The sequence below is a fragment of the Claveliimonas sp. genome, from assembly GCF_037273965.1.
Lineage (GTDB): Bacteria > Bacillota > Clostridia > Lachnospirales > Lachnospiraceae > Claveliimonas > Claveliimonas bilis.
This window is the reverse complement of record NZ_JAYAZJ010000095.1, coordinates 1-24428: the sequence shown is the minus strand read 5'-3', so window position 1 is coordinate 24428 and position 24428 is coordinate 1. Positions and strand designations below refer to the sequence as shown.

The window sequence follows — 24428 nt, the reverse complement described above, 5'->3', positions numbered from 1 at the left end:
TTATTTTTCCAACTGTCAATTCCAGCTGCCACCCCAACAACCCAAGGCTTAGCATATTGTTCATAAGATGAGAAAAATCAAAGTGCAAAAAGATGCTGCTGATCATTCGATAATACTCACCTTGCTCCACCAAAGGAGTAAGCATAGCGCCATGTTCTATCATGAAGATCGGATCTTCTGTTCTTCCCTGAAATACCAGAAAGAAAAATACTGCCACGTTTACTGCCAATAATCCAATTGTAAATACTGCCTTTTTCTGGTACATTTTTTCTCCTTTAATGAAGTCTGCCCAAATGTACACTTCTTGGGGCAAAGATATAGTGTCTGACGATATTATATCATAAATCGAAACGGAGTGTGTATTTTTCTTCTTCCGTCAACAGATTGAAACATTTCCTGCAAATTACTACATTTTGTTATAATTCTTCTTCATCAATATAAATTCCGTCCCACGCTTTCCATGCTGGTTTTTTATGGCGTTTCAGAAAATTTTTTACCGGGTTCCACATATTATCCGTCTCTCGCAGTATACTGCTTCCCATTTCCTGACTTGTAATCCAGTCATGTTCTTTTGTGTCATATGAATATTCCGCAGGTTCTTGTTCTGTATGCTGAAGTATTACTGTCTTTTTTTCTTCTTCATCTTCTTCCAGTTTTTTCAAAATTTTCCTCAGACTATAATTTTCACGCATAGTTTCCTTATGCAGCAAAAAAGCGCATTTCACGCTATTGTCATCCTGATAATCTGTCCACTGCACAAAATGTTCTGTTAGTTTATGAAAAGCCTTCCATACATCCCATCCTCCCAGCGGATAGTAACAGAAAGCATATTCCCCATTTTCATAAAAAATAAATTCCGGATCCAAAACAATCCTATCCGCATCCAAAAGATATCTTGATGCTTCTCTTAGCAGTGCCAAGACTTTTTTTGTAAATTTTTTCATTTCTCTTATAGTGATTTTTCTTTCTTCATAGATCGATTTTATGCTTCTTTTTCCAGTAATATCATATTCATACAAACTGGTTCCATCCTGTCCCCTCCCCCTTACATCCAAAAACCCTTTTATATGATTTTCTTCCAGCATTTTCATTTGATAATCTTCTATGTAGGCAGTTTCTCCTTCAAATATCAGCATAGTCTGCTCAAGTCCTCTTCTATACTCTGCCTTTTCTATTCCATATTCCTTTTCTAACATATCTTCTCCCTTATTTCCCGATTCTTCGAAGATCACGTATATATTTTTCAGGATCCGTCACTTTCATTCTATGCTCTGTCGATACTGTCATTCCCTTTCTTCGGGAATAAGCATGAACTAAGATCATGTTTTCTTTCACCTGCACCTCCACAGCTGCATCCGGAAAGAGGATACATTTCCCATGTATCCTCTCCTGAAAAGCCCGGATCAGAATATCAGAACTGACACCATCTTTTTCTCTCGCCTTTGTACTCCCAACTACTGCAGTTTCATAAGCGCATGAAGAAATAATATTCTTGTCATGAAAATAAAATAATACCAAAATGCTGACTGCTAATATCATCCCTATCACCGGCATCAGATATGCTGCCTCCACAGTCAGGCTTCCCTGATATTTCTTTTTTAATATTGACTTATCCTTTTTCCTGTCACTCATAAATACATTCACTGACCATAAATATAATAAAACCAAAAGTTACAAACGGCGTCATTGGAAGAGCTGCATGTCTGGACCATCTTTTCTTTACAAGGCACACTGCGGCCGCCCCTGCCATCAGCCCCCATGCCACGATCAGCACTTCAAGAACAGCCCAGATTCCCAGATAGACACCAAGCGCTGCCAAAAGCCAACCGTCTCCATATCCCACCGCCTGATCTGTCACATAGGCAATTCCCAGCAAGATGCCTCCAACTGCCGCTCCTGCCGCACAAATATACCAGGGATTTTCCGATACGGTCAGTCCATATCCTATTGCCAGTATACTTCCCAACATCAGGACAAATCCGGAAATTTTCCTGAATAATATATCATACACAGAAATTCCTGTCAGAACCCCTAAACATATCAGGTTTTCCACATTAAGTTCCTGAATGATTTTTGTTATCCGCATTTTGAACAAGCTCCTTTCCCCGCCGCCTCTGACAGCGGTACTGCATAAATTGTTCTTTTCAGACCGCTGCAGCTTAAAGATGAATGATAGCGATTTCCATAATCTGTAATATACACTTCTTCCCCCAGCTGGTGGCCTGTACACCGTTCACAGGGATAATATTTCCCCTGGCTTTTATTTCTAAGAGCATCTACCTCATTGGACGGTACTGTTTTGATCGACAGCTCCAGATAGGTACAGTGATAGTCTTTGTGGTAGACCATCCCTGTCTCTGTAATATAAACAACGGTTTCATCCCTATGTAAAAATCCTGTTTTCTCGTATCCTATCCATCCTTTTAATCTGCAGGACTCTTCCATCGGTACTGTAATTTGTCCAAAGAATCGCACCGGAAGAAACACTCTGTAATTTACCCGGATCTCCATAAGTCCTGTCACCGGAGACATGTAGGATTTTTCACAGCGTATTCCCTGACTGCCACCTTCTATAATACTTTGCTCCAGCCGCTCTTCTCCAATTGACTCAATCACCGTTTTTTCAATCTCTCCCGGAATGAGAACCGGCTTCATATATGCTTCTCTGGCCGCCATCTTCCCCGCCGACTGCATTCCGCTTCGTATGCTTGTCCGCACTGACATTACTTCCATCATATAGCAAAGTGCAATAATTGCCAGAAAAAACATAGGAACAGCCAGCGCTGCCTCTATTGTTATACTTCCGGAAACACAGAAAGGCGCCCTTTTGTTCAACAAACAATGATGACGATGTGAGATATTTTGATTAAAGAACATGGTTGTATCCGTGAAAGCCATTTTGCACCTCTCTTTCCATAGTAAATAATTCCTTCAAAAGGACGCCTTTCCATGTTTCCGGCTTCTCTTTTGTCTGGCTATATAGGTAAATCTCTGAAATTCAGCAATATATAAAATCTAGTTATATCCGAAATAGGTAGCAAAGCGGTAATTGATCCCTCTGCGAAGTTTGCAAACAGATTCAAACTCTATTTTTGTGATGCAGTAATCTGCCCGAAACCAGGTAAATCCCTTCTCTGTTCTCAATTTCTGCTCCATCAGATTCAGGCTGCGCCGGGCTGTCTGCCCGGTGTTTTGCAGGAAAAGTAAGATTCTTATATAATCGGTATAATCCAATCCTTTTTCTGAATCTTGTCCGCTGTTCCATTCTCCCTCTTCTCCCAGCCGGGACAGGGCGGACAACTGAAGCTGCCAGCTTTGCCGATCTTTCGTTAAAGGTACTTTTCTTCCGTCCAGCAAAGCTCTTATATCCACCACGCTCTCTCCAAAGGCCCAGGCAAACAGAAGCGCCTGCATAACTGCCTCCGTAATTGCCGGGACAGCCAGCAATGTGCACAAAGTAAGCGCCATCGCTCTTGCTTCCGCCTTCTTTGCACTGTCGCTTTGCAGATAAATATAATTAGGAACTACTCGGATAGCCAGGAGCCGCTGTACAACATATTCCAGATTTTCTCTGTCGCTGCCTTTTCCGCCAAGTATGTATTCCAATTCATACTCCAGCGCACTTGCTACTGCCCCGGTATCACTCTCCTCTTTTGAAACTGCCGATTGAAAGTGCTCTAAAAGATATACTCCCAGCGCCAGAGAAGAAGCGCCTGTCCCATCTGAAACATCCTGGAAGTCTCCATATCCTTCTTCCAGGCTTCTGTGAAATACCATGGAAGAAAGTTCGACACTTTTCGCTGATACTGTTTTTTCCTTCGGCATAACAAGGTTTAAAAGCGGAGAATTTTTCAGCCCGGAAACTGTATTTAAAGGATTATCTTCTGTCGGCAGCTGCTGCTCATTTTCCTTCAGCAAATCTTCCAGTGTCTGATTTTGATTTTCTTCCTCTTTCTGGAACTTCTTTGCCTCTTCGCTCTGGCTTTTCCAACTTTGCGCCTCTCCCAGCAGCCCATCCAGCTTATCCAAACCGTATTTATGCTTTACCCACTGATTCACCTGTTCAAGAAAAGGTGCTCCTCCTCGGTCCGTGATAATTTCCATTCTTTTTATACTGTGCTCCATATTTCCCGCACCATAATAGGAAAGCCGATCCATGATCCTATCCTTAGAATAGCTGCCACTTTCATAACTTCCTTCCAGGACAAACAGATCAAATTCTTCCAGCATCTCTTTCTGATACTCTGCAAACACCGATTCCACCGCCCGGTTCATATCCGCTCTTCTGTAGTTTTTCGCGCTTTGTATAGAAACGCTTTCCATCAAAGAACCTGCAAAGGAAATCAGCAAAATAAAAATCAATGCTAAAAAAGCAGTCATTTCTCCCCGCAGGTTCTCCAACGTTTCAGATTCCTGCACTTTCACTTGTAATTTTCTGAAATATAGTCTGGACCAGGCTGGTAAGCTGGGACTTAAAAATAATGACAAGCCCAATCAGCACAACTAAAATTAAAATCACTTCCACTACGCCAATTCCCTTTTTTTCTTTCATCAAATGCATAAAATAATGTAGTCTCCACATATGTTCTCCTTTCTTATAAACTCTATAGTTGAATGGATAAAAAGGCCGGAACAATAATGATGATCATCACAACCGCCAGCATAAAAAACATGGGAAGAAGAAGTTTTGTCCCCGCTTCTTCGCCTAATCTTTTTGCCAATGCTTTCTTCTCTTCAAAAGCATGAATCCCTTCCAGACGCAGCATATCTGCCAGCCCCTTCGTCCCTTTCCTCAGGTTCTGGGACAGCAGCGTCCCTAATTTCATATATGCCTGCAGCCTGCACCTGCTTCCAAACTGCTCGTAACACTCTCTTTCCGGTACTCCGCTGCACATTTCATTCCAGGCCGCCTCCATCTCCTCATAGGCGTACCTTTTCTTTCCCTTTATCTTCTTTTTCTTATATTCATCTATAATCTTTTTCCATGCGCTTTTTGTACTCATCCCGGCGCTTAAAAGCAGATTAAGCTGGCTTACAATCCGGGGATAATCCTGCATCATCTGCCTGTCTCTGTCATCTTGTTCTTTTTTCCTGTTTTGTCTGTCCAGGAAAAACAGAAGTACTGCCACCACAATCCCCATAATCAACACAGTTAATCCCCGGAAGTCCATAGGATAGTAATACGAAATTTCCTTTCCATTTACTTTTTCAGGTAATTTTATTATTTCTTTTGTCTTATTTTTCGTATCTATTCTTGAGATTTCTGTTTTAATGTCCGCGATTAGATTTTCTGTCTTTGTTTTCACCGGAGGATACACGCGAACTGTCATCTCATGCATAGCCTGCTTAGTCTCATCTTCTGTATAAGTCAGGTATGCCTTTAACTGTACCAGGATCCCCGCTTCGCCCTTTTGTTCCAATTCTTCAACCGTCTCCTCATGAAGTTTCCCATTGATGTCCATAATATCGTAACGGTCCAGCTCCCACTCTACTTTTACAGGCTCATCCGGAATACTTGTAACCAGATTAAGATCCGTCTGCACCTTTTCCGCACTTTCATTTTCTGCCAATGCCAGTCTTTCTATCTGCTCTGCCGCTCGACGGAATACCTCCTGAATTTCTCCGGCTGTATACTGCCTTTCCATTATCTCAATCTCGATTGGTTCTTCCATTTTTTGACCGTCTGCCGAAATCTCCAGCTGCTTTTTTACCGTTCCTTCTCCATAGGAATTTCTTGAAATCGTTTTCTGCGAAACAATGGATTTTCTAATATCGCTTGCAAGAAGAACCGCTGCCAGGATTCCGGTTATCACCAACACCGCTGCCATTAAATTTCTATATTTACAATTCTTTGTCCAAAATAGTAGGCTCCGGCGTATATCATCAGACATATACTCATCACTCCTACTCCTAAAACATTTCCGTATAAGATTTCCATAAATTCCGGAAAACTGATTTTCATATATCCGATAATTCCAAAGGGAATCGCTGACATTACTTTAAATTCATACTTTTTAGCAGCGATCAGTGTTTCGATTTCTCTTTCCACTTCGATTTTGTCCCTGATCTGCCCAATAGAATCTCTGATAATAGACAGAAGATCCCCTCCGCTTCTTTTTGCTGTCACAAAAACATTTACAAAATTCTGCAGGTCTTCCTGCTTTACCCGGTCCGCCCACTCCTCCAAAATCTGTTCCGTAGGAATTTGAACAAAAACCTGGCGGATCATATAGGTAAACTCTCTTTGGATTGCCGTTTGTCCATTATAAAGTATATCAAGATCTTTTTTTGTTTCTTTTATAGCGTTCTCCAAGGAATACCCTACATTCAGCGAAGCCAGCATCAAGCGGATCGCCTCCTGAAACTGCTGCCGAAATTCTCTTTCCTTTTGTTGTACACATTCCTGTTCCCAAATCTTCATATATCCGACTATCGCCGGTGTCAGAAGAAAAAACGCCCATATAGATTCGTAATACAAGTATGCGATCAGCCCCAAAAGAGCCACAGCTTTTGTAAATGCCACAACATATTCATATTTCCTGATATCCTGCTGAAAATAATTTTTCTTTGTGGAATAACTCAGCAGCTTTTTTCCAGCTTCCCTTAACCATTTCCCCCGGTTTTCCTCCTTCTGTTTCCTCAAATTCATAGAGTGGTCTTGTTTTAATCTGAGCCTCCTCATAATTCAGAACCTCTACCACCTCCAGTATTTTCCTGCTTTTATCACGCAGTCTGCCAATGTGTATAATGATATCTATAGCCGACGCAATCTGTCTTTGAACAGCTGCCAGAGGAATGTCCATTCCCATAATCACCATGGTTTCCAGTCTTTGAAGCATGTCCTTTGGACTGTCCGAATGTCCGGTGCTAAGGCTTCCTTTATGACCGGTAGACATTGCCTGTATCATGTCAATTGTCTCCGGTCCTCTGACCTCCCCTACAATAATCCGGTCCGGCCGCATCCGAAGAGCCGAGCGTATCAAACTGCGTATGGTGATTTCTCCGGTTCCTTCTGCATTTGGATTTCTTGCTTCCAGCCTTACCAGATTTGGAACCCCCTGGATCTGCAGCTCTGCGTTATCTTCGATCGTAATGATTCTTTCATCCTTGGGAATAAATTGCGACAGTGCATTCAACAACGTCGTCTTTCCAGAACCTGTCCCGCCGCTTATGAAAATATTGTATCCCGATACTACCAGCATTTTTAAAAATTCAGCCAACTCTTCACTTAGAGCACCAAGTCTGATCAGTTCCTTCATAGTAATCTGCTCTTGTGGAAATTTTCTGATGGTTACAATGGGACCGTTAAGAGCCACGGGATAAAGTACGACATTTACCCTGGATCCGTCAGCCAGCCTGGCATCCACGATGGGGGAAGCCTCATTGACCATGCGATTTGCTCCCGACACAATTTGCTGCACCACATCCTCTAACCGGGTTCTGGATGGAAATCTTTTATCTGTCAGATAAAGTTTTCCTCTTTTTTCCACAAAAATATTTTGCGTTCCATTAATCATAATTTCAGTAATTTCTTCGTCTTCAATAAAGTCCTGCAATACATCCAATTTTCGAAAAACATTGAATAATTCTCTTCCCAGGCTTACCTTTTTCTGCAGCGGAATATATTCCATCTCGCTTTCTTCTGCAAGCACGCGGAATATCAGACCCGTCAGCTCATCATCTTCGATTTCCTTTGATAGATCGAGCCTTTTCATAATTTTTTCCTGCAGCTGTTCTTCTGAAATCACATCGAACCACCCTCTCTGCTGTTTCACTGCTTCCCGACTGAAGCAGCATTCGCTCAAACTGGCGGATTTTGGAAGCAGCAGACCGGTCATCTGAGACAGGCATGTATATTTCGTCGCAGACATTTAAAATTTTTACAATCCCCTGTATGCTCTCGCCTATGTCCAATATCAGCACATCATAAATGCTTCCTGTCAGAATTTCCTCAAAAAGCCATATCCACTCATCTGCTGAAATTTCTTTAAGATCATCCGGAATCTGAACCGGCGGAATATAGTCTACTCCTTCACACTGGCAGATCAATCCAGCCAATATCAGTCCCAGATTCCTCGTTTCCTGTTTCAGATAATACAGAAGTACAGATAAATTTTTCTGCGTTTCGTCCGGAAAGTATCCGTCTATGCCCGCGTAAGTTTCAAGATTCAGATACAATACGTTTTCCTTTTTCGATAACTCCCTGCTCATTTCCAACGCCATCGCTGTCTGTCCGAGACGGCGGACAGGAGAATAAAATCCTATGATCCTGCCTTCCTTGTCTTTTCGTATCTTCAGAATATCCTCCTGCTTTTCTTTCGCGCATATTTGCAGAAGCTCTGTAAAAATATTTTCCGCCGGCTGATATTTAAAAACTGACGGACAGGAATCGGCACAGATTTCCCTTTTTTCCGATGACAGAAGAATAAGCTTGCCCGAAGTTTTTACCACTTCATCCGGATATGGTTCATAAAACTCTTCCGCCAGCATGAGAAAATCGATGGTACCTTTTTCCAGGATCGGCTGTATCTGCTGGGGACAACTGCATGTTTTCACTTGAAAGGCAAGTTCCCTTTTCCCGCTGAAATAGACAGCCAGCCTGGCAGCGTATTCTGAATCCGGATCACAGATGACCAAGTTTTTGCTGCTCACAAGTTCCCTCCTGTTACTAAAAAAATAACTCCATATTCAGTTTTGCTTGCGTTTTTGAATTTCTTAACCGAATGGCATAAGAACTCCAGAAACAATTCAGACGTTCAACAAGATTCAATCAGATACAAGTTATGACAACTTGTAGAATGTATTATATCCCTGTCTTCCATAAATGTCCATAGCTTTTCGAAAGATATGTAAACTTTGTGAGATTTCTACAAAACTTTATAGAGAACAATACCATAAAGCAACGCAACCCCAGGAATACCAAGGATTCCGGATGTCAAAAACGAAACCCCGTTCATCCCTACTGACGCTTCAATTCCCCTGCTGTCAAGAAAATAGTTTACAAAGAAAATAATTGCCATTCCTATTAATGCTCTGATAAAAAAATTAAAAATTATTCCTGGTTTTTCTTCCGACATATTTTTTCCTGCTTTTCCTCTTTTTCCATATATATCCTTCCTGACGGTATTTTATTCTACCTTTCTGGCTATACTAGGAATAAAGAGGAAAAAGCCATGGAGGTGACCGCCGCAATGAAACTATTTCAACGGGGAAAAGCAGCTGAAGAGGATATTTATAGAAGACTGTCTTTCGACAAAGATAATTTTGATATTGCAGAAGAGATCGCTCTTGCCAGACAGGAAATTGAAGATGCCTACAATAACTTCCAGAATGCTTCTGATCCTGATCTTATCGACTGTTACATTTACAGGGGAAACGCCGCATGGAAGCGGTATAGCTTTCTCCTCCGGCAGGCAAAATCAATTTTACCCAGGGTATAACGCAGTTTTACCCACCACTTAATGCAATTTGGGACGTAACACTTTTAAAGTTTGTTACGTCCCAAATTGCATTACAACTCTATTTCTATCTTTCTTCCCGTTCGCTTATACTGGTGATATTTCACTCCCGCCGCGTCGAACATTCTCTTTGATGCGGTCACAGACGGGGTCCCTTCATATTTGTTGCAGTCATAGATCACTTCTTTTATTCCACTTTGTATGATCGCTTTTGCACATTCATTACAGGGAAACAGGGAAACGTACAATTTAGCGCCTTCCAGGCTGCCTCCTCTGTAATTTAATATCGCATTCAATTCGCTGTGCACAGTATAGACATATTTTGTATCAAGGGGATCGTCTCCCTCTCTGTCCCAGGGAAATTCATCGTCAGAACATCCGATCGGCAAGCCATTGTATCCCATGGAAAGAATCTTGTTATCCTGGCTTACAATACAGCACCCTACCTGTGTATTCGGATCTTTAGAACGCTGTCCGGATAAGATTGCCACTCCCATGAAATATTCATCCCAGCTTATATATCCTTCTCTTTTGCTTCCCATCTCGTCCTTCCCCCTTTGTGCTATTTTGTACCAAAAATGCGGTCGCCGGCATCTCCAAGCCCCGGTACAATGTATCCATGATCGTTCAAATGATCGTCCAGCGCGCCTATATAAAGATCTACATCCGGATGCTCCTTCTGCATTCTCGCCACTCCTTCCGGCGCTGCGATCACACAGAGGAAACGGATCTTCTTTACTCCTTTTGCTTTCAAAAGCTCAATAGCCGCGGAACAGGAGCCTCCGGTTGCCAGCATGGGATCTACAACAAAGACTTCTCTTTCATCGCAGTCTGCCGGGAGTTTGCAGTAATATTCCACCGGGTTCAATGTCTCCGGATCTCTGTATAATCCGATATGGCCCACCTTTGCCGCAGGTATGAGCTGAAGCATCCCTTCCACCATTCCCAGGCCTGCCCGAAGGATCGGTATGATCGCCAGCTTCTTTCCTTCCAGTTCTTTCGCCACGGTAGGACATATAGGCGTGGTAATCTCTACATCCTGCAGCTTCAGATCTCTCGTTGCTTCAAAACACATCAGCATCGCAATCTCACTGACAATAGCCCGAAAGTCCTTTGACCCCACCTCCTGCCGGCGGATAAAGCCGATTTTATGTTGGATCAGCGGGTGGTCCATTACATATACATTTGACATTTGTTTTTTCCTCCTGATTTTATCTTATTTTCCCAGCGCCGATATACAAGGGATCGGCACTTATTACCTCAGCGGCAGTATCACTGCTGCTGCCCCTTTCTTAAATTTTGATCACACGATGTCCGGCTGCTTTCAAAAGCCGGTTCATCACAGCGCTTCCGATCCCTTCTGCATCAAAGGATTCACTGTAAATATAATCCGTACCATCAGCGTCAAATTCCCGAAGAATGCCGTAAAGATTTGCCGCCACTGTACTTTCGTCTTCTCTGGTTCCAATACATTTTATATTGCTTCCTGAATATCTGTTTACTGTTTCTTCTGTGGCGATGATACCTGTTCTGTATCCCTGCTCCTCTTTTTCTCCCGCCATCTTTTGAATCGTACTTACAACAGATTCCAGCTCTCCTTCTATGACAGTCAATTCTGCCTTTGGCGCATAATGGCGGTATTTCATTCCCGGAGCCTTGGGAGGCGTTTTACTGTCTGCATCTAAGACAGCATGATCCACCAGGACCTGTCCGATTTCTTTTTCCAGCATTTCTTTTGTTACCGCACCGGGCCTTAAGATCATAGGCGGCTCCGAAGTCATATCTACAATCGTGGATTCCACCCCGATATGAACTGCTCCTCCATCCAGGATCATTTCTATTTTCCCGTTCAGATCATCCATCACATGTCCGGCGGTAGTGGGGCTTGGCCTTCCTGATGTATTGGCACTTGGGCCGGAAACATATCCGCCTCCGGCAAGGATCAGTGCTCTTGCAATCTCATCATCCGGCATACGAACGGCAACTGTCTCCAGCCCTCCCGTTGTTCCATAGGGCACAATAGAGGTTTTTTCAAAGATCATCGTAAGCGGTCCCGGCCAGAATTTTCGCGCCAGAGTCTCTGCCTTCTCCGGCACATGCTCTGCCACCTCATATAAATCTTCCAGCCTGGCAATGTGAACGATCAGAGGATTATCAGATGGTCTTCCCTTGGCCGCATAAGTCTTTGCTGCGGCTTTTTCATCCAAGGCGTTTGCCCCAAGACCGTATACTGTTTCCGTCGGAAAGGCAACCAGTCCTCCTTTTTTTAAAATACTGCCCGCTTCACGGATTATTTCCATATTCATTTGTTCTCGATTTATTCTTTCTACTTTTGTTTCCATGTTTTCCATTATAACATTATTTCCTGCTTTTTACTACCCTGCCGTCACTGCCCAGCTTTCTATCCCTTTGGCAATCGTTTTTGCCAGTTTCAACTGATATTCATCCTGGCTTAAAAGCTTTGTTTCCTCACTGTTGCTCAAAAATCCGCATTCCACAATAATGGTGGGAACTTCTGTTTTTTTCAGAAGATAGTATGTATCGTTCGCTTTTAACTCCCGCGTATTATCGGGAAATGCGGCAAGAAATTCCTCCTGCATTCTTTCCGCCGCCTCTTTTCCCTCCGCCGAATGAGTAAAATAAAAAATCTGAGACCCTTTTACTGTTTCATCGGGATAACTGTTCTGGTGAATGCTCACTGTCACTGCCGGTTCATTGCTGTTAATAAGTTCAATTCTGTTTTTCAGATCTTCTACTTTTTTATTAGAAGCATCTTCCGAACAGAGCATCTCGTCTTTCTCTCTTGTCATAATGACTTCCAGTCCATCCTTCTCCAGTATTTTCTTCACCTTCTTTGCTATGGCAAGATTCAGATCTTTTTCCAGGACATCCCCGACTCCCACCTTTCCCGGGTCTCTTCCTCCATGCCCCGGATCCAGCACAACCAGCTTATTGGCCTCTACCTTCTGTGCCGACGCATACCGGCTGACTTCTCTTCCTGCAAAGACAAGCCCTGCAAGAACAGCCAGCGCCAAAATAAACTCCAATCCTTTCCGCAAAAAAAACATCTCCTGACAACATATATTTTATTTAATATATGTCTGTCAGGAGATGTTTATTAATTTACATATTTCAAAATCAGTTCCCAGACATCTGATTCTTCCTGACCCAGGCGCCACGCCGCTGTACCTGCCAGTTTATAATCCTTCATAAGCTGAAGTCTCGGCTCAAGAGACTGGGTATCTTCCAACCATACTTTATAGGTCGCTCCATCCGCTTCCCACTCCGCGTAATTCTGTTTGGTCGTGTCATCCCACTGTGCAGTGACTCCTGCCTGCTGCACTACGGCTTTTGCTTCTGCCATGCTGTAAGCTGTGCTTTCTACTTTTGTAGTATACTGCTCCGCATCTGTTCCCTGGTCTGCTGCCAGCTCCTCTTCTGTCTTAGGCGTTTCTTTCCATACTCTCGTAAAGAACGGCACCGCATTGATCACCTTCTCTGCCGGCACTTCCTTGAGCGTATTCTCAATACCTGCCTTTACAAAATCGTAAGAAGCAACTGAGCCTGCCTCCGGGGAACCGCTGTAATGTTCATCATAGCCCATGATGACTACATAGTCGGCAACAACTCCCTGTTCTTCCCGATGATACTGCTGATTATAAGACTGCGGCACATAATTGTCCACAGAAAGTACTATACCGTTTTTCCGGCACTGTACAGACAGCTCCCGGATAAACTGAATGTAATGTTCTCCGCACTCATCGGAAATTTTTTCAAAATCTACATTAATTCCATCCAGCCCTACTCTGAGTGCCTCTGACATGAGCTGATTGATCAGATTTGTCCTGTTTGCAGTATGGCTTAATAATTCATAGGATTCTTCCGCGGAATTAATTCCGCCGTCGAAATCACGTATCGCCGCCCAGACTTCTATATCTGACTGATGTGCGTAATTCACATAGTCCGCTGTAGCAATGGATTCCAGGTTGCCGGATGTATCTGCCACATGGAACCAGGTAGGTGAAATAGTTGTCAGTCCTTTCGTACTGGCGATCATTTCCAGAACACTGCTGTTGGCATCGCTGTTTGTAACATTATGCCATGCCATGTTAATAGTATAATCCTTGGAAATATTGGTATATTCAGGCTCTTCAAATCCTCTGTCTATTTTCTGAGTCTCCTCATCGCGAAGCGCGCTTTTCTTTACATATCCAATAAATCCATCTTCCGTGCGGACTTTTTTCCAGTCGCCTTCGTCCTCAATATAAGTTACGATGTCATTTTTACTGATTTCTGTAAGTACCGGACTCTTTACTCCGCCCTGATAACGTACCTGCGTATCTTTCTTCGCCTCTGCTACCTTCACTTCCCCGGTCTCTGTCACTACAACCACTCGACTGGGGTCGTCATAGACTTCATATTCCATATCCGTATACTGTTTCACAAAATCCAGCGCAATGTAAGCTGTACTTCCTTCTGTCTTTAAAATGACGTAATCCCCGGTGTTTTTCTGTTTTGAAACCGTATAATCCGTGCTTCCCACATCTACCGATACCGTATCATTGGGCAGTGTATAAAGCAGGATGTTTTCGCTCGGATCCCAATAGAATCTCTGATTGATATAATCCCGGACAATGCTGTATTCTACGTAAGCTCTTCCATCCGATATCATTCCTTTTGGTTCAAGAATATCATTATTTACAACGATAGCGAGCTGGTCTTCACTTTCTATTCCATAATATCCGTTTAAATCCGCCTGTTCTTTTGAGGGTCCGTATCTTCTCCACAAAAAGACAGCTGCAATAATTCCCACTATCAGTATTATGAAAAAACCTACTTTCAGAATCAGGTTACGCTTTCTTCTCCGTCTTGACTGCGGCCGCCTTCTACGGCGCCTTCTGCGTCTTTGTTCCATGCTGCACCTCCCACATATACCTCATTATATCAACTTTTGCAGGTTCCGTCATTATTTATTTCGACATTTAAGAATATTTTTGTAACAGTTCAGCCACAGGGTTGCCACATGGCGCGGCTGGACTGTTCTCCGTTATTCCGCGAGGGGTGTCTGCGCTTTTTTACTTTTAAATACTCTGGTTAACATGATAGAAGTACAACTCTTTCAGATCTCCGTTTTCATTTAAAACATAATCTCTCATATATCCGGAATCTTCACTCACCATATGCGCCTGTACGATCTGTGTTGGGCTTGCCGGTTTTCCCTCCATTGCAATATATACTCCCCGTTTTTCATACATGTTCAGCTCACTGAACATTTCCTGAAATTCCTTTCTTTCTTCCGGCATCACAGCCTCCTTTTTCCTGCTGCAAAGAAACCTTTTCCTTCCGTCTGCATAAAATGGAATATAACTAAAACTTACGTTCAGACATATCTCCTTATGGAAGTGCGTGATATATTAAAATATGTCTGATTACAGAAACAGCACTCGCTTCTTTCAACATTTTTCGAGCAGATCTTTTTCTTGTTGAAACATGTTTTTGAACTTTTTCTGATTAAATAAAACTTTCCTGTTGAATTGCGTCTGATCCGACTTGTTTGAAATATTGTTGATTGGTTACTAGATTTACATTGAGATTACCTGATCGTAAATAAAATCTGATTGACAGATCTATTCTAAGAATGTATGATTTGGGAATACTAATTTCTGTATTGGTATTATAGCACTTGTTTTTATGTTAACGCAAGCTTTTTTTATTTTTATTTTATTGAACTCTGATCATCCCATATGATATACTGTGAAAAAGGAAGTGATAATTATGAAGATTGAAAAGATCAACGATAATCAGATTCGCTGTACTCTTACACGTGCTGATTTAGCTGACAGGCAGCTTCAGTTAAGCGAACTTGCCTATGGAACTGAAAAGGCAAAATCACTTTTCCATGATATGATGCAACAAGCGGCATTTGAATTCGGTTTTGAAGCCGAGGATATTCCTCTTATGATAGAAGCGATTCCCGCTTCTTCCGATTCAATCGTGCTGATAATCACAAAAGTCGAAGATCCTGAGGAACTCGATACTAGATTTTCTAAATTTGCCCCTTCTCCGGGAGGAGAATGGGACTCCGTAAAGGAATCAGCCCTTGAAAAGCTGGAAGGCGCCGAGGAGCTTTTAAATCTCCTGGGAAAAGTTAAGGAAAGTGTTTCCTCCGTGCCGGAAACTTCCGATAAGAAGTCAGAAAAAGAGCGCTCTCTTTCCCTCCGGCTGTTTTCTTTTACCAATATGGATCAGGTGATTCATGCAGCTCATCTGCTGCAGTCAATATATTTCGGTTCCAACACATTGTATAAAGATCATAAAGCCGATATGTACATTCTTGCCCTGACACAGTCAGACCACACAACACGGGAATTTAACCGAATCTGCAATATGCTGTCCGAGTACGGAACTTTGGAAAAAGCTTCCAGCGCCTCCCTGGCATATCTGGAAGAGCATTGTGAGATTATACTGTCTGCGGATGCAGTACAGAATCTTTCACAGATTTAATCAAAGACTTAAAAATCAATAATAAAAAATAGGCTTCGCCTATTCAACTCCCCTGCCCCTCAATCATGAGGGGATAGGGGGTTTTCTTTTATTACTTTTTCTTGCATAATAGTCTTATGAACATCTTACAAAGAATCTTTGCAGACCATTATGAAGAAATTAAATATACTCTTCATCCCAGAGAAACTGAGATAGAAAATATCAATAAGATGATCAACTGCGGTGATCCTTCTTTTGGCGGTGCCATGTACTGTTGTCCGCACTGCGGGAACTTCAAATTCGTTCCTTTCCGCTGTCACAGCCGTTTTTGCCCTTCATGTGGCAACAAATATGCTATGGAACGCACCACCAGTATGTCTTTCAAACTCGTTAGTGTCCAACACCGCCATTGTGTTTTTACCATTGATGAAAATCTCCGTTCCTTTTTTCTTCAGGACCGATCTCTCCTGAACTGTCTCTTCCATTCCGTCTCCAGTGTAATATCAAGGATGTTTTTCAATCTGAACCATGCCAAAAATTTTACTCCCGGCTATATCATGGTCCTTCATACTTTTGGCCGCGATCTCAAATGGAATCCCCACATTCACTGTCTCCTTTCCGAAGGCGGCTACAGTGACGACGGCTTCTGGCGCCATGTAAAGCACTTTAACTACAACTATCTGCGCAATGCTTTCCGCACGGCTCTTCTCAATGAACTGGAAGACCGGATTGGATCTTCTTTCAAAAAAGTGAAAGCGAAATGTTACACTCAGCATAAACATGGCTTCTATGTTTATGCCAAACCGAATCTCTGCAATCCGAAAGTAGTAGCCAAATACATCGGCCGCTATCTTGGCAGGCCAGTAATCGCCACTTCCAGGATTGATCGGTATGACACAGATACCGTTACTTTCCACTATAACCGTCACGAAGATGAACAGTATGTGGAAGAAACTTTGCCTGTTATGGATTTCATAAAACGTCTCATCCGACACATCCCGGAAAAACATTTTAAAATGATCCGCTATGGCGGTCTGTATGCACGGCACCGTAAGATTGATTCAAAACTGCACCGTGTCATCTCAAAAGAGAAACATAGGATATACCGCAGTTTCACAGGGTGGAGAACTTCTATTTTTCTCTCCTTCGGATATGACCCCCTGTATTGCTCCGAGTGTAATCATAAACTGGAGTTCCTGGAACTCTATTACAACCACAAGCGCGTACCTCTCGAAGAAATGTACGAGAAGGTAATGTCCAAATCTCGTGGAAAGCGTTCCTCCGCATAGAACTGTTATGATATAATCCTCTCAAAGGAGGTTGTTTACCATGAAACCAGATATCGAGGAACTGCGCAAAAAATACATAGAGAATCCCCCCGAAGGAATGACATCCGAGGACATTCGCCATATGAGCGAGGATGACCTTCTGGATATGGATTATTTTCTGAATGAAGGCGACCCTTTTGACGATTTATTTGGAGAAGAAGGTTTTTATATCTTCTAAATCTAACCATCGTCCTATTGTCATGTCCATTCTCCTGTTGATTTAACATATGTTCGATCAGCAGGGCTTCTTTTCCCCCTTATCCAAAAATCGGAATTTCCTATAAAGTGACAAAAAAAACATCCGGTCAGTCCAAGGACTTGTCCGGATGTTTTGCTTTCCTGAATCCAGAAAACCTGATTTATGCATTGGCATTGATAAACGCATTGATCTTTTCTACCAGCAGATTCGCATCGATCCCATGTACCATAGCTGCCTCTTCTAATGTTTCACCCTGGGAAGCCGGGCAGCCAAGGCAATGCATTCCGATTTCCATGAGAATCGGTGCCACATCTGGATTTACACTTAACAATTCGCCAATTGTCATTTCTTTATTTACCATAATTCATTAATCCTCCTTTATCTTCCACGTAGTTTTTATTATATCTGCTTTCTTTCATTGTGTAAACATTTAAAATAAATTTCTCGTTAATTTCTGGTTATTTATTTGTCAAGTTTCTTTTCCTGTTTTTTCGACAAAAACTCATTTTTATCATTTCTTCACAAAACATTCGTTCTTTTATTTGACGTAAGTAATCCACCAAAAACCGGGATATCCATGTGGATAATGTGGATAAGTTTTCAAAAACTTTGATTTTTCCACCTTTTTCATGGTTTTTTATGTGGATAACTTGGATAAGTCTTTTTTACAAAATTTTCCAGGTTTTTACAAATTTGTGTAAATTGTACATTATTTCGATTTTCGAAACATTACATAAGTTATCAAAGAAAAAGCGGACAAGAAAGGTAGCAAATACGCCCTTTCCTGTCCGTTTTCTACTCTATTCTTCTTAATTTTTCTACAATGCTTCCTTTATTCCACATACGGTCGATCACCCACGCAATTCCTGCTGCCAGAAGGCTGCATATAAGGGCCGCCTCAAATGCAGGAAGGACTGATAAAGAGTACCTGGCAAACCACCAGTTAGATACGATTGCTTTTACTGCAGTAAGCGAAACTGCCGCACTGGCTGTTATACCTACTGCCCCGGCCAGGAGGGCGTACAGGACACCTTCATAGATGAACAGCTTCTTAAGCTGTCTCTGGCTCATGCCAATACTCCGCATGACAGCAAACTCGTTCTGTCTTGCAATCGCTCCGGTCAAAATGACATTGATAAGATTCAGGATGCCGATCACGGCAAAGACCGCCGCCAGTACGATTCCCACAATCCGATACGTACTCTGTATCTCATCGAACTCTCTTTCTTCCGACAATCGGGTGATCATGCTGCTGTTCAACTGGGATGTGATCTGTTCTGCCTCGCTGTTTACCTCGGCAAACGTACCTTCCTCGGCATCAAATGCACAGACCAGCGGATCTGTATCATCCGGGAATATAGCCTGAAACTGTTCCTTTGAAAACACAACCGCCTCATATCCTCCCAAAGAAGAATCCAGTGTCAGATTATGCACTGCACCTGCCACAGCAAGCACTTCATACTCCTTTTCTTCCCCGCCAATATCCAGCCGGATTTTATCACCGGCATGGAACTCCTGAGACTCTTTCGCATAGAGGCCGTCATCTCCTAAAAATCCTGCCATAATCACGTAGTTTCCGCTGTTCAACTTGTCATAATCCAGTTCTCCTTCTATCAATGTCACATCATTCAGAATATTTCTGCTCCACCCGTAAACTGTACGGCGCCAGTCAAACTCTGAAACTGCATTTCCAAATTCTTCTTTTGTGCCTTCGGTTACAATATTCGTCCTTTTCCCGTTAATCTCTGTAATATTGATCAGGGATCCCTGCTCGATGTCCGTAACCTGTTCCGGCGGAAGAATATGGCAGTATACTTCCCCAAAATTTTTTACATTTTCCATTTCACTTAGCTTTCCGGAAAGCTTCGGATTCAGTGTTTTTGTATAATCATCTACACTGAAATTCCCATAATTTCCGCTGTGCACAATAAAATCAGTTACTGCATTCCGGCGGACATATATCTCTTTATCAAAGCATCCTGTCGCACCAAGTACGCTGTTCAAAAGAATAAGGCTCAAGGCGATGCTCATGACCACAAGGACTGTCTTCCCTCTGTTTCGTTTTAAATTTGCCGACACCATCTGGAAAATCCGATGATGGGAATCTCTGCCTTTCTTTTTGGCTTTGCCGCCTTCCTCACCGTCCTGATATCGCAGCGCTTCCACAGGAGATACTCTGGCTGCCAGCTTTCCGGGGCGGCCGCAGCTGATCCACACGGTAAGAAAGGTAAAGGCTGCCGACACCACCCACACAGCGGGATGGGGCATTATAAATACAGACTCTCCCACTGTTGTACTTGCCATGATAAGGGGCAGAAGTACATTTCCAAGAAGCCAGCCTAAGATAAGCCCTGCCGGAATCCCTGCCAGCGCCAGAAGATATCCCTGCCGCTTTACCATATATTTCAGCTGCTTCGGCGAGGTACCGATCGTTTTGAGCTGACCGTACAGCCGAATATCTTTCAGTATAGAAATGCGAAATATGTTGTAAATAATAAGATAGCCTGCCAGGAGGATCATCAGCACTCCAAAAACCGCTGCTGCTATCATTCCGCCTCCCATTTCATTCCTGTTCTCATAGGCCGGATTCGTGTGATGAACCACAAATCCCTCTTCTCCTCTTTCTGCGTCGGGATCAAATCCGGCGTTGGCGATCACCGTGTTTAACTGGCCTTCCACATCCTCATCCGTAGCAAAGCTTCCGCGGATACAGTAAGATCCCGGGACGCTGGCGTCATGGGCGATGGTGCTTTCATCAATCCTCTTTTCGAGGAATGCCTCCGACACCATCACTTCAGCAGTCTGTTCATATTTTTCTCCCTCCCAGTATCCGCTAAGCGTCATGGTTTCTTCTTTTACTCCCTCATCCGTCAGATACTGTATGTTCACCTTTGTTCCTGTTTCCTCCGGGATCCCCAGAAGCCGCAGAATCTCCGTATCACAGGCAAACTCGTATTCTTCCTCGGGCATATGCCCTTCCTCAATCTCCATATAACTGTTCTTTGCATAAGTTTCCTCCATCCACGCCATGTTGACACTGATGTCCATAAGCTCCGGATTCACTATCTTCCAAAGTACCCGCTCTACACTCGCGGTTTCCCACAACGGATCTTCCATAAGCTCTTTCGTTTTTTCAGCCGTTGTGAATTTAATCGAAGCCATAAATCTTGTTCCCGACTGGCGGATCGTCTGCTCCCGCACACTAATCTGAGTCCCCTGGAGAATGGTCGCTACTGCCGTAAAAAGGAGGGCCGTCAGCATAATGGCAAGAAGAGCAATCGCATTGCGGATTTTATTTGCTTTCAGACAGTTGTTGGATAACGTCCGGATAAATTTTTTATTGTCATTTTCTAAAAGCATCTCTATTCCTCCTCTATCCCAGATTCTCCCTGACAGACGGCGCTCCTTTAACGATCCTTCCATCTTCGATGCGGATCATCCTGTCAGCCACCTGAGCAATTTCAGGATTGTGTGTGATCATTACCAACGTCTGGTCAAATTCCGTACTTGTCATCCGCAGAAGTTCCATCACCTCCAGGGATGTCCTGGAGTCCAGATTTCCTGTAGACTCATCCGCCAGGATGATCGCCGGCTTGCTGGCAAGGGCTCTTGCGATCGCCACCCTCTGCTGCTGTCCGCCGGACAGATTGTTCGGCAGATTTTCCAGCTTTTCTTCCAGGTGCAGCATACGGATAATTTTTTCCACATACTCCTTATCCACCTGATTCCCGTCCAGCTCAATAGGAAGGACGATATTCTGATACACATTCAGAATCGGAACCAGATTGTAATTCTGAAATACAAATCCGATATTTCTCCTCCGGAAGATAGAAAGCTGCTCATCGTTCATCTTGGCAATCTTTTTCCCCGAATAATAATTTCGCCAAAGTCCGGCACATCCAGACCTCCCAGCATATTCAGAAGCGTAGATTTTCCACTTCCGCTGGTTCCAATGATGGAGACAAACTCTCCCTGCCCCACTGCAAGGCTGACACCGTCCAATGCTTTTGTAATGTTGGGCTCTTTTCCATAATATTTTTTCAGGTTCTGTGCTTCCAAAATATAGTTCATAATTCTTCTGTCCTTTCTGTCCTGCGATTTTTCCTGTGAAGGAAACCTCCGTTTTCTACATCATAAAAAAAGATTATCTCAAACTGCTCTCAAAAATATCACAGTTTCGAGATAATCTTATGACTTCTGTCTGCCTTATCCCTCAAAAGTCTCCGGTACATCAGCAGGCAAATGCAGAGAAAAGACAGATCCGATCCCCTGTCGGGACAACGCCTCTACAAATCCTTTTTCCTGCATAATAATCTGACGAGTCAGATAAAGTCCGATTCCCACACCCTCTACATCATTGCTTTCCTTTTCCCGGTAAAACCTTTTAAAAATATTGGGAAGATTATCTTCCCGAATCCCTCTTCCCTCATCCTCCACACGTATCCTCACAAAATAGTCCGTCCTGTCGGCTCTGATCCGTATCCTGCTGCCCTTCCCGCTGTATTTTACCGCATTATCAAGAATATTGGCCAGCGCTTCCACTGTCCATTTCCTGTCAAACAGCGCCTCCAGGTTCTCACTGCATTCCACCTCTATATCTATCTCTTTTTTCTCCGCTTTCAAAGCGATGGTGCACACTGCCTGAAAAATCAGGTCGTAAACCTTATTTTTCAGCGGTTTTACTTCTATCAGTCCTGTCTCCAGCCTGGACATTTTTATCATAGTCTTCATGAGAAATTCCAGCTTATCAATCTGCCTTTCCTCTGCCTCCATAAATTCCCCGGCTTTCTCAGGCTCCTGGGCCGCCAGCTCATGATACATGCGCAGATTGGCAATAGGCGTCTTAACCTGATGGGAAATATCGCTGACAATCTCTTCCATCTGTTTCTTTTCTTCCCATCTCTGATCTGCCTGAGCCTGCATAATCTCGTAGACCTGTCTCATTTTGACCTGTATTCTTCCGATCAGTGTCTCCTTTTCTTCCTCAAAGGCAATCTCCTTATCTCCGCTTATCATGCGATCCAGTGTATAGGAAAGCTTCCGACTGTATTCCGTCAGATTTTTTCTTGTCAAAAGCAGCGCCAGCACGGCGAGCAAAAGTATGATCAAAGCAGCTCCCAGCAGGGTTCCCGCCAAAATCAATTCCATACCCGGCCTCATATTTCCATCCCCCTCCACTGGTATCCCATGCCGTACACCGTCTTAATATATTCGTGCCCGCTCCCTTCCAGCTTTTTCCGAAGACGGTTGATATTGACTGCAACAGTATGTTCATCTACAAAACTGCCTGATGTATCCCAGATTTTTTCCAGTAAAAGCTGTTTTGTCACTGTCCTATTTACAGTCATCAGTCTTAAGATCCGAAATTCCGTCGGTGTCAGCAGGAGTTCCCTGCCGTTCAGTCTGGCCTGCAGATTTTCAAAGTCGATAAGAAGCGCGTCATCCCGGTATACAGAGTTCTCTCTTCTTTGCTCCTGCCGGCCGGTTTTGCGAAGCGCCGCCTCTATTCTCCGGCGAAGGATCGGCATATGAAAGGGCTTTGTGATATAGTCGTCCGCTCCGCAGTCAAATCCTTGCAGTTCATCCTGCTCCATATCTCTTGCCGTAAGAAAAATAACCGCTGTCTCCTTTTCTTTCTTCACCTGCCGGCAAAAATCAAATCCATCTCCATCCGGAAGATTTCCATCCGGCAAAATCAGATCCACTTTATTTTCTTCCAGATATAACATTCCTTCCGATAAAGAAAAAGCTGGATATACCCTGTAATCATGCATTTCCAGGTCATATACCAGCCCTTTGTTCAAATCTTTGTCATCCTCGATCAACAATATGCGTTTCATCTGGTTTCCCTCATCCTGCTAATGATATCTTGTGCAATCCCATTTTATCATCCTGCAAATGCGCCTGACAAGGGAAACTTTCATTTACAATACTCGTCGAACGGTCTTTATGCTCATGCAGGTTGCAGGAATGACTCCGATTCCTTTTGAAGGATTGATGGCATTTACTATCTGTCCATCTCCCATATAAATTCCCACATGTCCTTCGTACAGGATCAAATCCCCCGGCAATGCCTGGTCATAGCTGATGCCTGTACCCACATTTTCCTGATCCCAGGTAGTCCGCGGAAGGCTGATCCCAAAATGTGCATATACAGATTGGACAAAACCGGAACAGTCTGCTCCATTTGTAAGGCTTGTCCCTCCCCATACATACGGATTTCCGACAAACTGACAGGCATAATCTACAATTGCCTGTCCGATACTTGATGCAGCCTGAGCCGCCTTGGCAGCTGCCGCTTCCCGGGCTTGTCTTTCTGCCTCTGCCCTTTCCTGTGCAGCTGCGGCGGCTTCTGCTGCTTCTCTTGCCAGCCGTTCCTCTTCCTCCTGCCTGGATTCGGCGTAGCGGAAGGCCTCCTCTTCTGTCTGGCCTTCAGAATTTTGTATGAGTTCCTGGGCTTTTTGCTGTGACTTATTTCCTATTATAATATAGTCTGTATATACATACCCTGTTACGGAACCCGACCGAATTTTTGTCCATTCTCCTACTGGTCCGATAATCTGGGCTGCATAATCCGTATACAACTTTCCTACCCATTCACTCTGTGTCGTTGGTTCACTTCGCACAAACAGAAAAGTATCTGTCCCCACGTTTGTGAACGCCATATCTGAATACTCTCCTTTTTCTGTCGGCACTAAATAACTCTCCACATTAATCTTTTCATCTGACGCGTAACAGTCATTTAATACCGCTTCAATTCCCACATTCGGAAGCGCTGCTTCTGTAGCTTTATCCGAATCAGCTGCTTTTGCTGTCTCCCCGGAAATTGAAATTACTCCTGCCAAAGTAACTAAGAACAATCCTCTTTTAAGATTAGAATTCATAAACAACCTCCTCGATCTTTCGTTTATGTTTTCTTATCTTTTGTAAATATTACAGAATTGTTACAAATGTTACGAT

27 protein-coding genes and 1 pseudogene are annotated in these 24428 nt (G+C 43.3%); 4 read left to right on the top strand and 24 right to left on the bottom strand.

Annotated elements, in window-relative coordinates:
* The 12 genes from WJ238_RS09025 to WJ238_RS08970 all read right to left on the bottom strand — a co-directional run.
* Nucleotides 1-265: rhomboid family intramembrane serine protease (locus WJ238_RS09025; RefSeq protein ID WP_337606725.1), on the bottom strand; the 265-nt coding region annotated here is incomplete at its 3' end.
* A 151-nt stretch (nucleotides 266-416) separates the two neighbouring features.
* Nucleotides 417-1196: a DUF6382 domain-containing protein gene (locus tag WJ238_RS09020; RefSeq protein WP_316267923.1), complete on the bottom strand. Its 780-nt coding sequence runs from the start codon at nucleotides 1194-1196 to the stop codon at nucleotides 417-419.
* A 10-nt stretch (nucleotides 1197-1206) separates the two neighbouring features.
* Entirely contained in the window at nucleotides 1207-1632 is a 426-nt protein-coding gene (locus WJ238_RS09015) for a TadE family protein (protein ID WP_337606724.1), read from the bottom strand.
* A complete protein-coding gene (locus WJ238_RS09010; protein ID WP_230107392.1) occupies nucleotides 1625-2086 on the bottom strand; it encodes a prepilin peptidase in 462 nt (153 codons plus the stop codon). The genes WJ238_RS09015 and WJ238_RS09010 overlap by 8 nt, the downstream gene beginning before the upstream one ends.
* Nucleotides 2077-2898 (bottom strand): TadE/TadG family type IV pilus assembly protein, encoded by an 822-nt coding sequence (locus WJ238_RS09005; protein WP_337606723.1) that lies wholly within the window; start codon nucleotides 2896-2898, stop codon nucleotides 2077-2079. The genes WJ238_RS09010 and WJ238_RS09005 overlap by 10 nt, the downstream gene beginning before the upstream one ends.
* 117 nt (nucleotides 2899-3015) lie before the next feature.
* Nucleotides 3016-4362 (bottom strand): DUF5702 domain-containing protein, encoded by a 1347-nt coding sequence (locus WJ238_RS09000; RefSeq protein WP_337606722.1) that lies wholly within the window; start codon nucleotides 4360-4362, stop codon nucleotides 3016-3018.
* 43 nt (nucleotides 4363-4405) lie between these two features.
* The gene (locus WJ238_RS08995) at nucleotides 4406-4582 is read right to left on the bottom strand and encodes a Flp1 family type IVb pilin (RefSeq protein ID WP_230107395.1); all 177 of its coding nucleotides are present in this window, start codon (nucleotides 4580-4582) and stop codon (nucleotides 4406-4408) included.
* A 22-nt stretch (nucleotides 4583-4604) separates the two neighbouring features.
* On the bottom strand, nucleotides 4605-5828 hold the full coding sequence (locus WJ238_RS08990; RefSeq protein WP_337606721.1) for a type II secretion system F family protein: 1224 nt from the start codon (nucleotides 5826-5828) through the stop codon (nucleotides 4605-4607).
* Nucleotides 5828-6523, bottom strand: a complete 696-nt coding sequence (locus WJ238_RS08985) for a type II secretion system F family protein (RefSeq protein ID WP_337606720.1) — start codon at nucleotides 6521-6523, stop codon at nucleotides 5828-5830. The genes WJ238_RS08990 and WJ238_RS08985 overlap by 1 nt, the downstream gene beginning before the upstream one ends.
* Nucleotides 6524-6530: 7 nt before the next feature.
* Entirely contained in the window at nucleotides 6531-7748 is a 1218-nt protein-coding gene (locus tag WJ238_RS08980) for a TadA family conjugal transfer-associated ATPase (RefSeq protein ID WP_230107398.1), read from the bottom strand.
* Complete coding sequence (locus WJ238_RS08975; RefSeq protein WP_230107399.1) at nucleotides 7678-8652, bottom strand: P-loop NTPase family protein; 975 nt, start codon at nucleotides 8650-8652, stop codon at nucleotides 7678-7680. The genes WJ238_RS08980 and WJ238_RS08975 overlap by 71 nt, the downstream gene beginning before the upstream one ends.
* Nucleotides 8653-8867: 215 nt before the next feature.
* On the bottom strand, nucleotides 8868-9077 hold the full coding sequence (locus WJ238_RS08970; protein ID WP_230107400.1) for a pro-sigmaK processing inhibitor BofA family protein: 210 nt from the start codon (nucleotides 9075-9077) through the stop codon (nucleotides 8868-8870).
* Between the two features lie 114 nt (nucleotides 9078-9191).
* Here WJ238_RS08970 and WJ238_RS08965 point away from each other — a divergent pair, with 114 nt between their 5' ends.
* On the top strand, nucleotides 9192-9440 hold the full coding sequence (locus tag WJ238_RS08965) for a DUF2508 family protein (RefSeq protein WP_230107401.1): 249 nt from the start codon (nucleotides 9192-9194) through the stop codon (nucleotides 9438-9440).
* Nucleotides 9441-9511: 71 nt separating this feature from the next.
* On the opposite strand, the gene WJ238_RS08960 is transcribed toward WJ238_RS08965, so the two are convergent.
* The 6 genes from WJ238_RS08960 to WJ238_RS08935 form a co-directional block, all read right to left on the bottom strand.
* Entirely contained in the window at nucleotides 9512-10000 is a 489-nt protein-coding gene (locus tag WJ238_RS08960) for a deoxycytidylate deaminase (protein WP_230107402.1), read from the bottom strand.
* Between the two features lie 20 nt (nucleotides 10001-10020).
* Nucleotides 10021-10650: a uracil phosphoribosyltransferase gene (gene upp / locus WJ238_RS08955; protein ID WP_230107403.1), complete on the bottom strand. Its 630-nt coding sequence runs from the start codon at nucleotides 10648-10650 to the stop codon at nucleotides 10021-10023.
* Nucleotides 10651-10750: 100 nt separating this feature from the next.
* The gene (locus WJ238_RS08950) at nucleotides 10751-11764 is read right to left on the bottom strand and encodes an L-threonylcarbamoyladenylate synthase (protein ID WP_316266002.1); all 1014 of its coding nucleotides are present in this window, start codon (nucleotides 11762-11764) and stop codon (nucleotides 10751-10753) included.
* 69 nt (nucleotides 11765-11833) lie between these two features.
* Nucleotides 11834-12526, bottom strand: a complete 693-nt coding sequence (locus WJ238_RS08945) for an N-acetylmuramoyl-L-alanine amidase (RefSeq protein WP_524536998.1) — start codon at nucleotides 12524-12526, stop codon at nucleotides 11834-11836.
* 50 nt (nucleotides 12527-12576) lie between these two features.
* Nucleotides 12577-14373 carry a glycosyl hydrolase family 18 protein gene (locus WJ238_RS08940; RefSeq protein WP_337606719.1) on the bottom strand — a complete coding sequence of 599 codons (1797 nt, stop codon included), beginning with the start codon at nucleotides 14371-14373 and terminating at the stop codon, nucleotides 12577-12579.
* Between the two features lie 166 nt (nucleotides 14374-14539).
* Nucleotides 14540-14761, bottom strand: coding sequence for a hypothetical protein (locus tag WJ238_RS08935; protein ID WP_256193396.1), 222 nt, complete (start codon nucleotides 14759-14761; stop codon nucleotides 14540-14542).
* A gap of 472 nt (nucleotides 14762-15233) precedes the next feature.
* On the opposite strand from WJ238_RS08935, the gene WJ238_RS08930 reads away from it, so the two are divergent.
* The 3 genes from WJ238_RS08930 (at nucleotide 15234) to WJ238_RS08910 (ending at nucleotide 17447) form a co-directional block, all read left to right on the top strand.
* Entirely contained in the window at nucleotides 15234-15962 is a 729-nt protein-coding gene (locus WJ238_RS08930) for an adaptor protein MecA (protein ID WP_256193395.1), read from the top strand.
* 116 nt (nucleotides 15963-16078) lie between these two features.
* On the top strand, nucleotides 16079-17230 hold the full coding sequence (locus WJ238_RS08915; protein WP_524536997.1) for an IS91 family transposase: 1152 nt from the start codon (nucleotides 16079-16081) through the stop codon (nucleotides 17228-17230).
* A 40-nt stretch (nucleotides 17231-17270) separates the two neighbouring features.
* Nucleotides 17271-17447 carry a hypothetical protein gene (locus WJ238_RS08910; RefSeq protein ID WP_230105289.1) on the top strand — a complete coding sequence of 59 codons (177 nt, stop codon included), beginning with the start codon at nucleotides 17271-17273 and terminating at the stop codon, nucleotides 17445-17447.
* 181 nt (nucleotides 17448-17628) lie between these two features.
* Here WJ238_RS08910 and WJ238_RS08905 read toward each other — a convergent pair whose 3' ends face one another.
* From WJ238_RS08905 to WJ238_RS08880, 6 genes and pseudogenes are all read right to left on the bottom strand, one after another.
* Complete coding sequence (locus WJ238_RS08905; protein ID WP_230107409.1) at nucleotides 17629-17829, bottom strand: DUF1858 domain-containing protein; 201 nt, start codon at nucleotides 17827-17829, stop codon at nucleotides 17629-17631.
* A 434-nt stretch (nucleotides 17830-18263) separates the two neighbouring features.
* Entirely contained in the window at nucleotides 18264-20828 is a 2565-nt protein-coding gene (locus WJ238_RS08900) for an ABC transporter permease (RefSeq protein ID WP_337606718.1), read from the bottom strand.
* A 13-nt stretch (nucleotides 20829-20841) separates the two neighbouring features.
* Nucleotides 20842-21539, bottom strand: a pseudogene (locus WJ238_RS08895) (ABC transporter ATP-binding protein).
* 135 nt (nucleotides 21540-21674) lie between these two features.
* Complete coding sequence (locus WJ238_RS08890) at nucleotides 21675-22628, bottom strand: sensor histidine kinase (protein ID WP_337606717.1); 954 nt, start codon at nucleotides 22626-22628, stop codon at nucleotides 21675-21677.
* Nucleotides 22625-23308 carry a response regulator transcription factor gene (locus tag WJ238_RS08885; RefSeq protein WP_337606716.1) on the bottom strand — a complete coding sequence of 228 codons (684 nt, stop codon included), beginning with the start codon at nucleotides 23306-23308 and terminating at the stop codon, nucleotides 22625-22627. The genes WJ238_RS08890 and WJ238_RS08885 overlap by 4 nt, the downstream gene beginning before the upstream one ends.
* Before the next feature lie 84 nt (nucleotides 23309-23392).
* Complete coding sequence (locus WJ238_RS08880) at nucleotides 23393-24352, bottom strand: C40 family peptidase (RefSeq protein WP_337606715.1); 960 nt, start codon at nucleotides 24350-24352, stop codon at nucleotides 23393-23395.
* Nucleotides 24353-24428 lie beyond the last annotated feature (76 nt).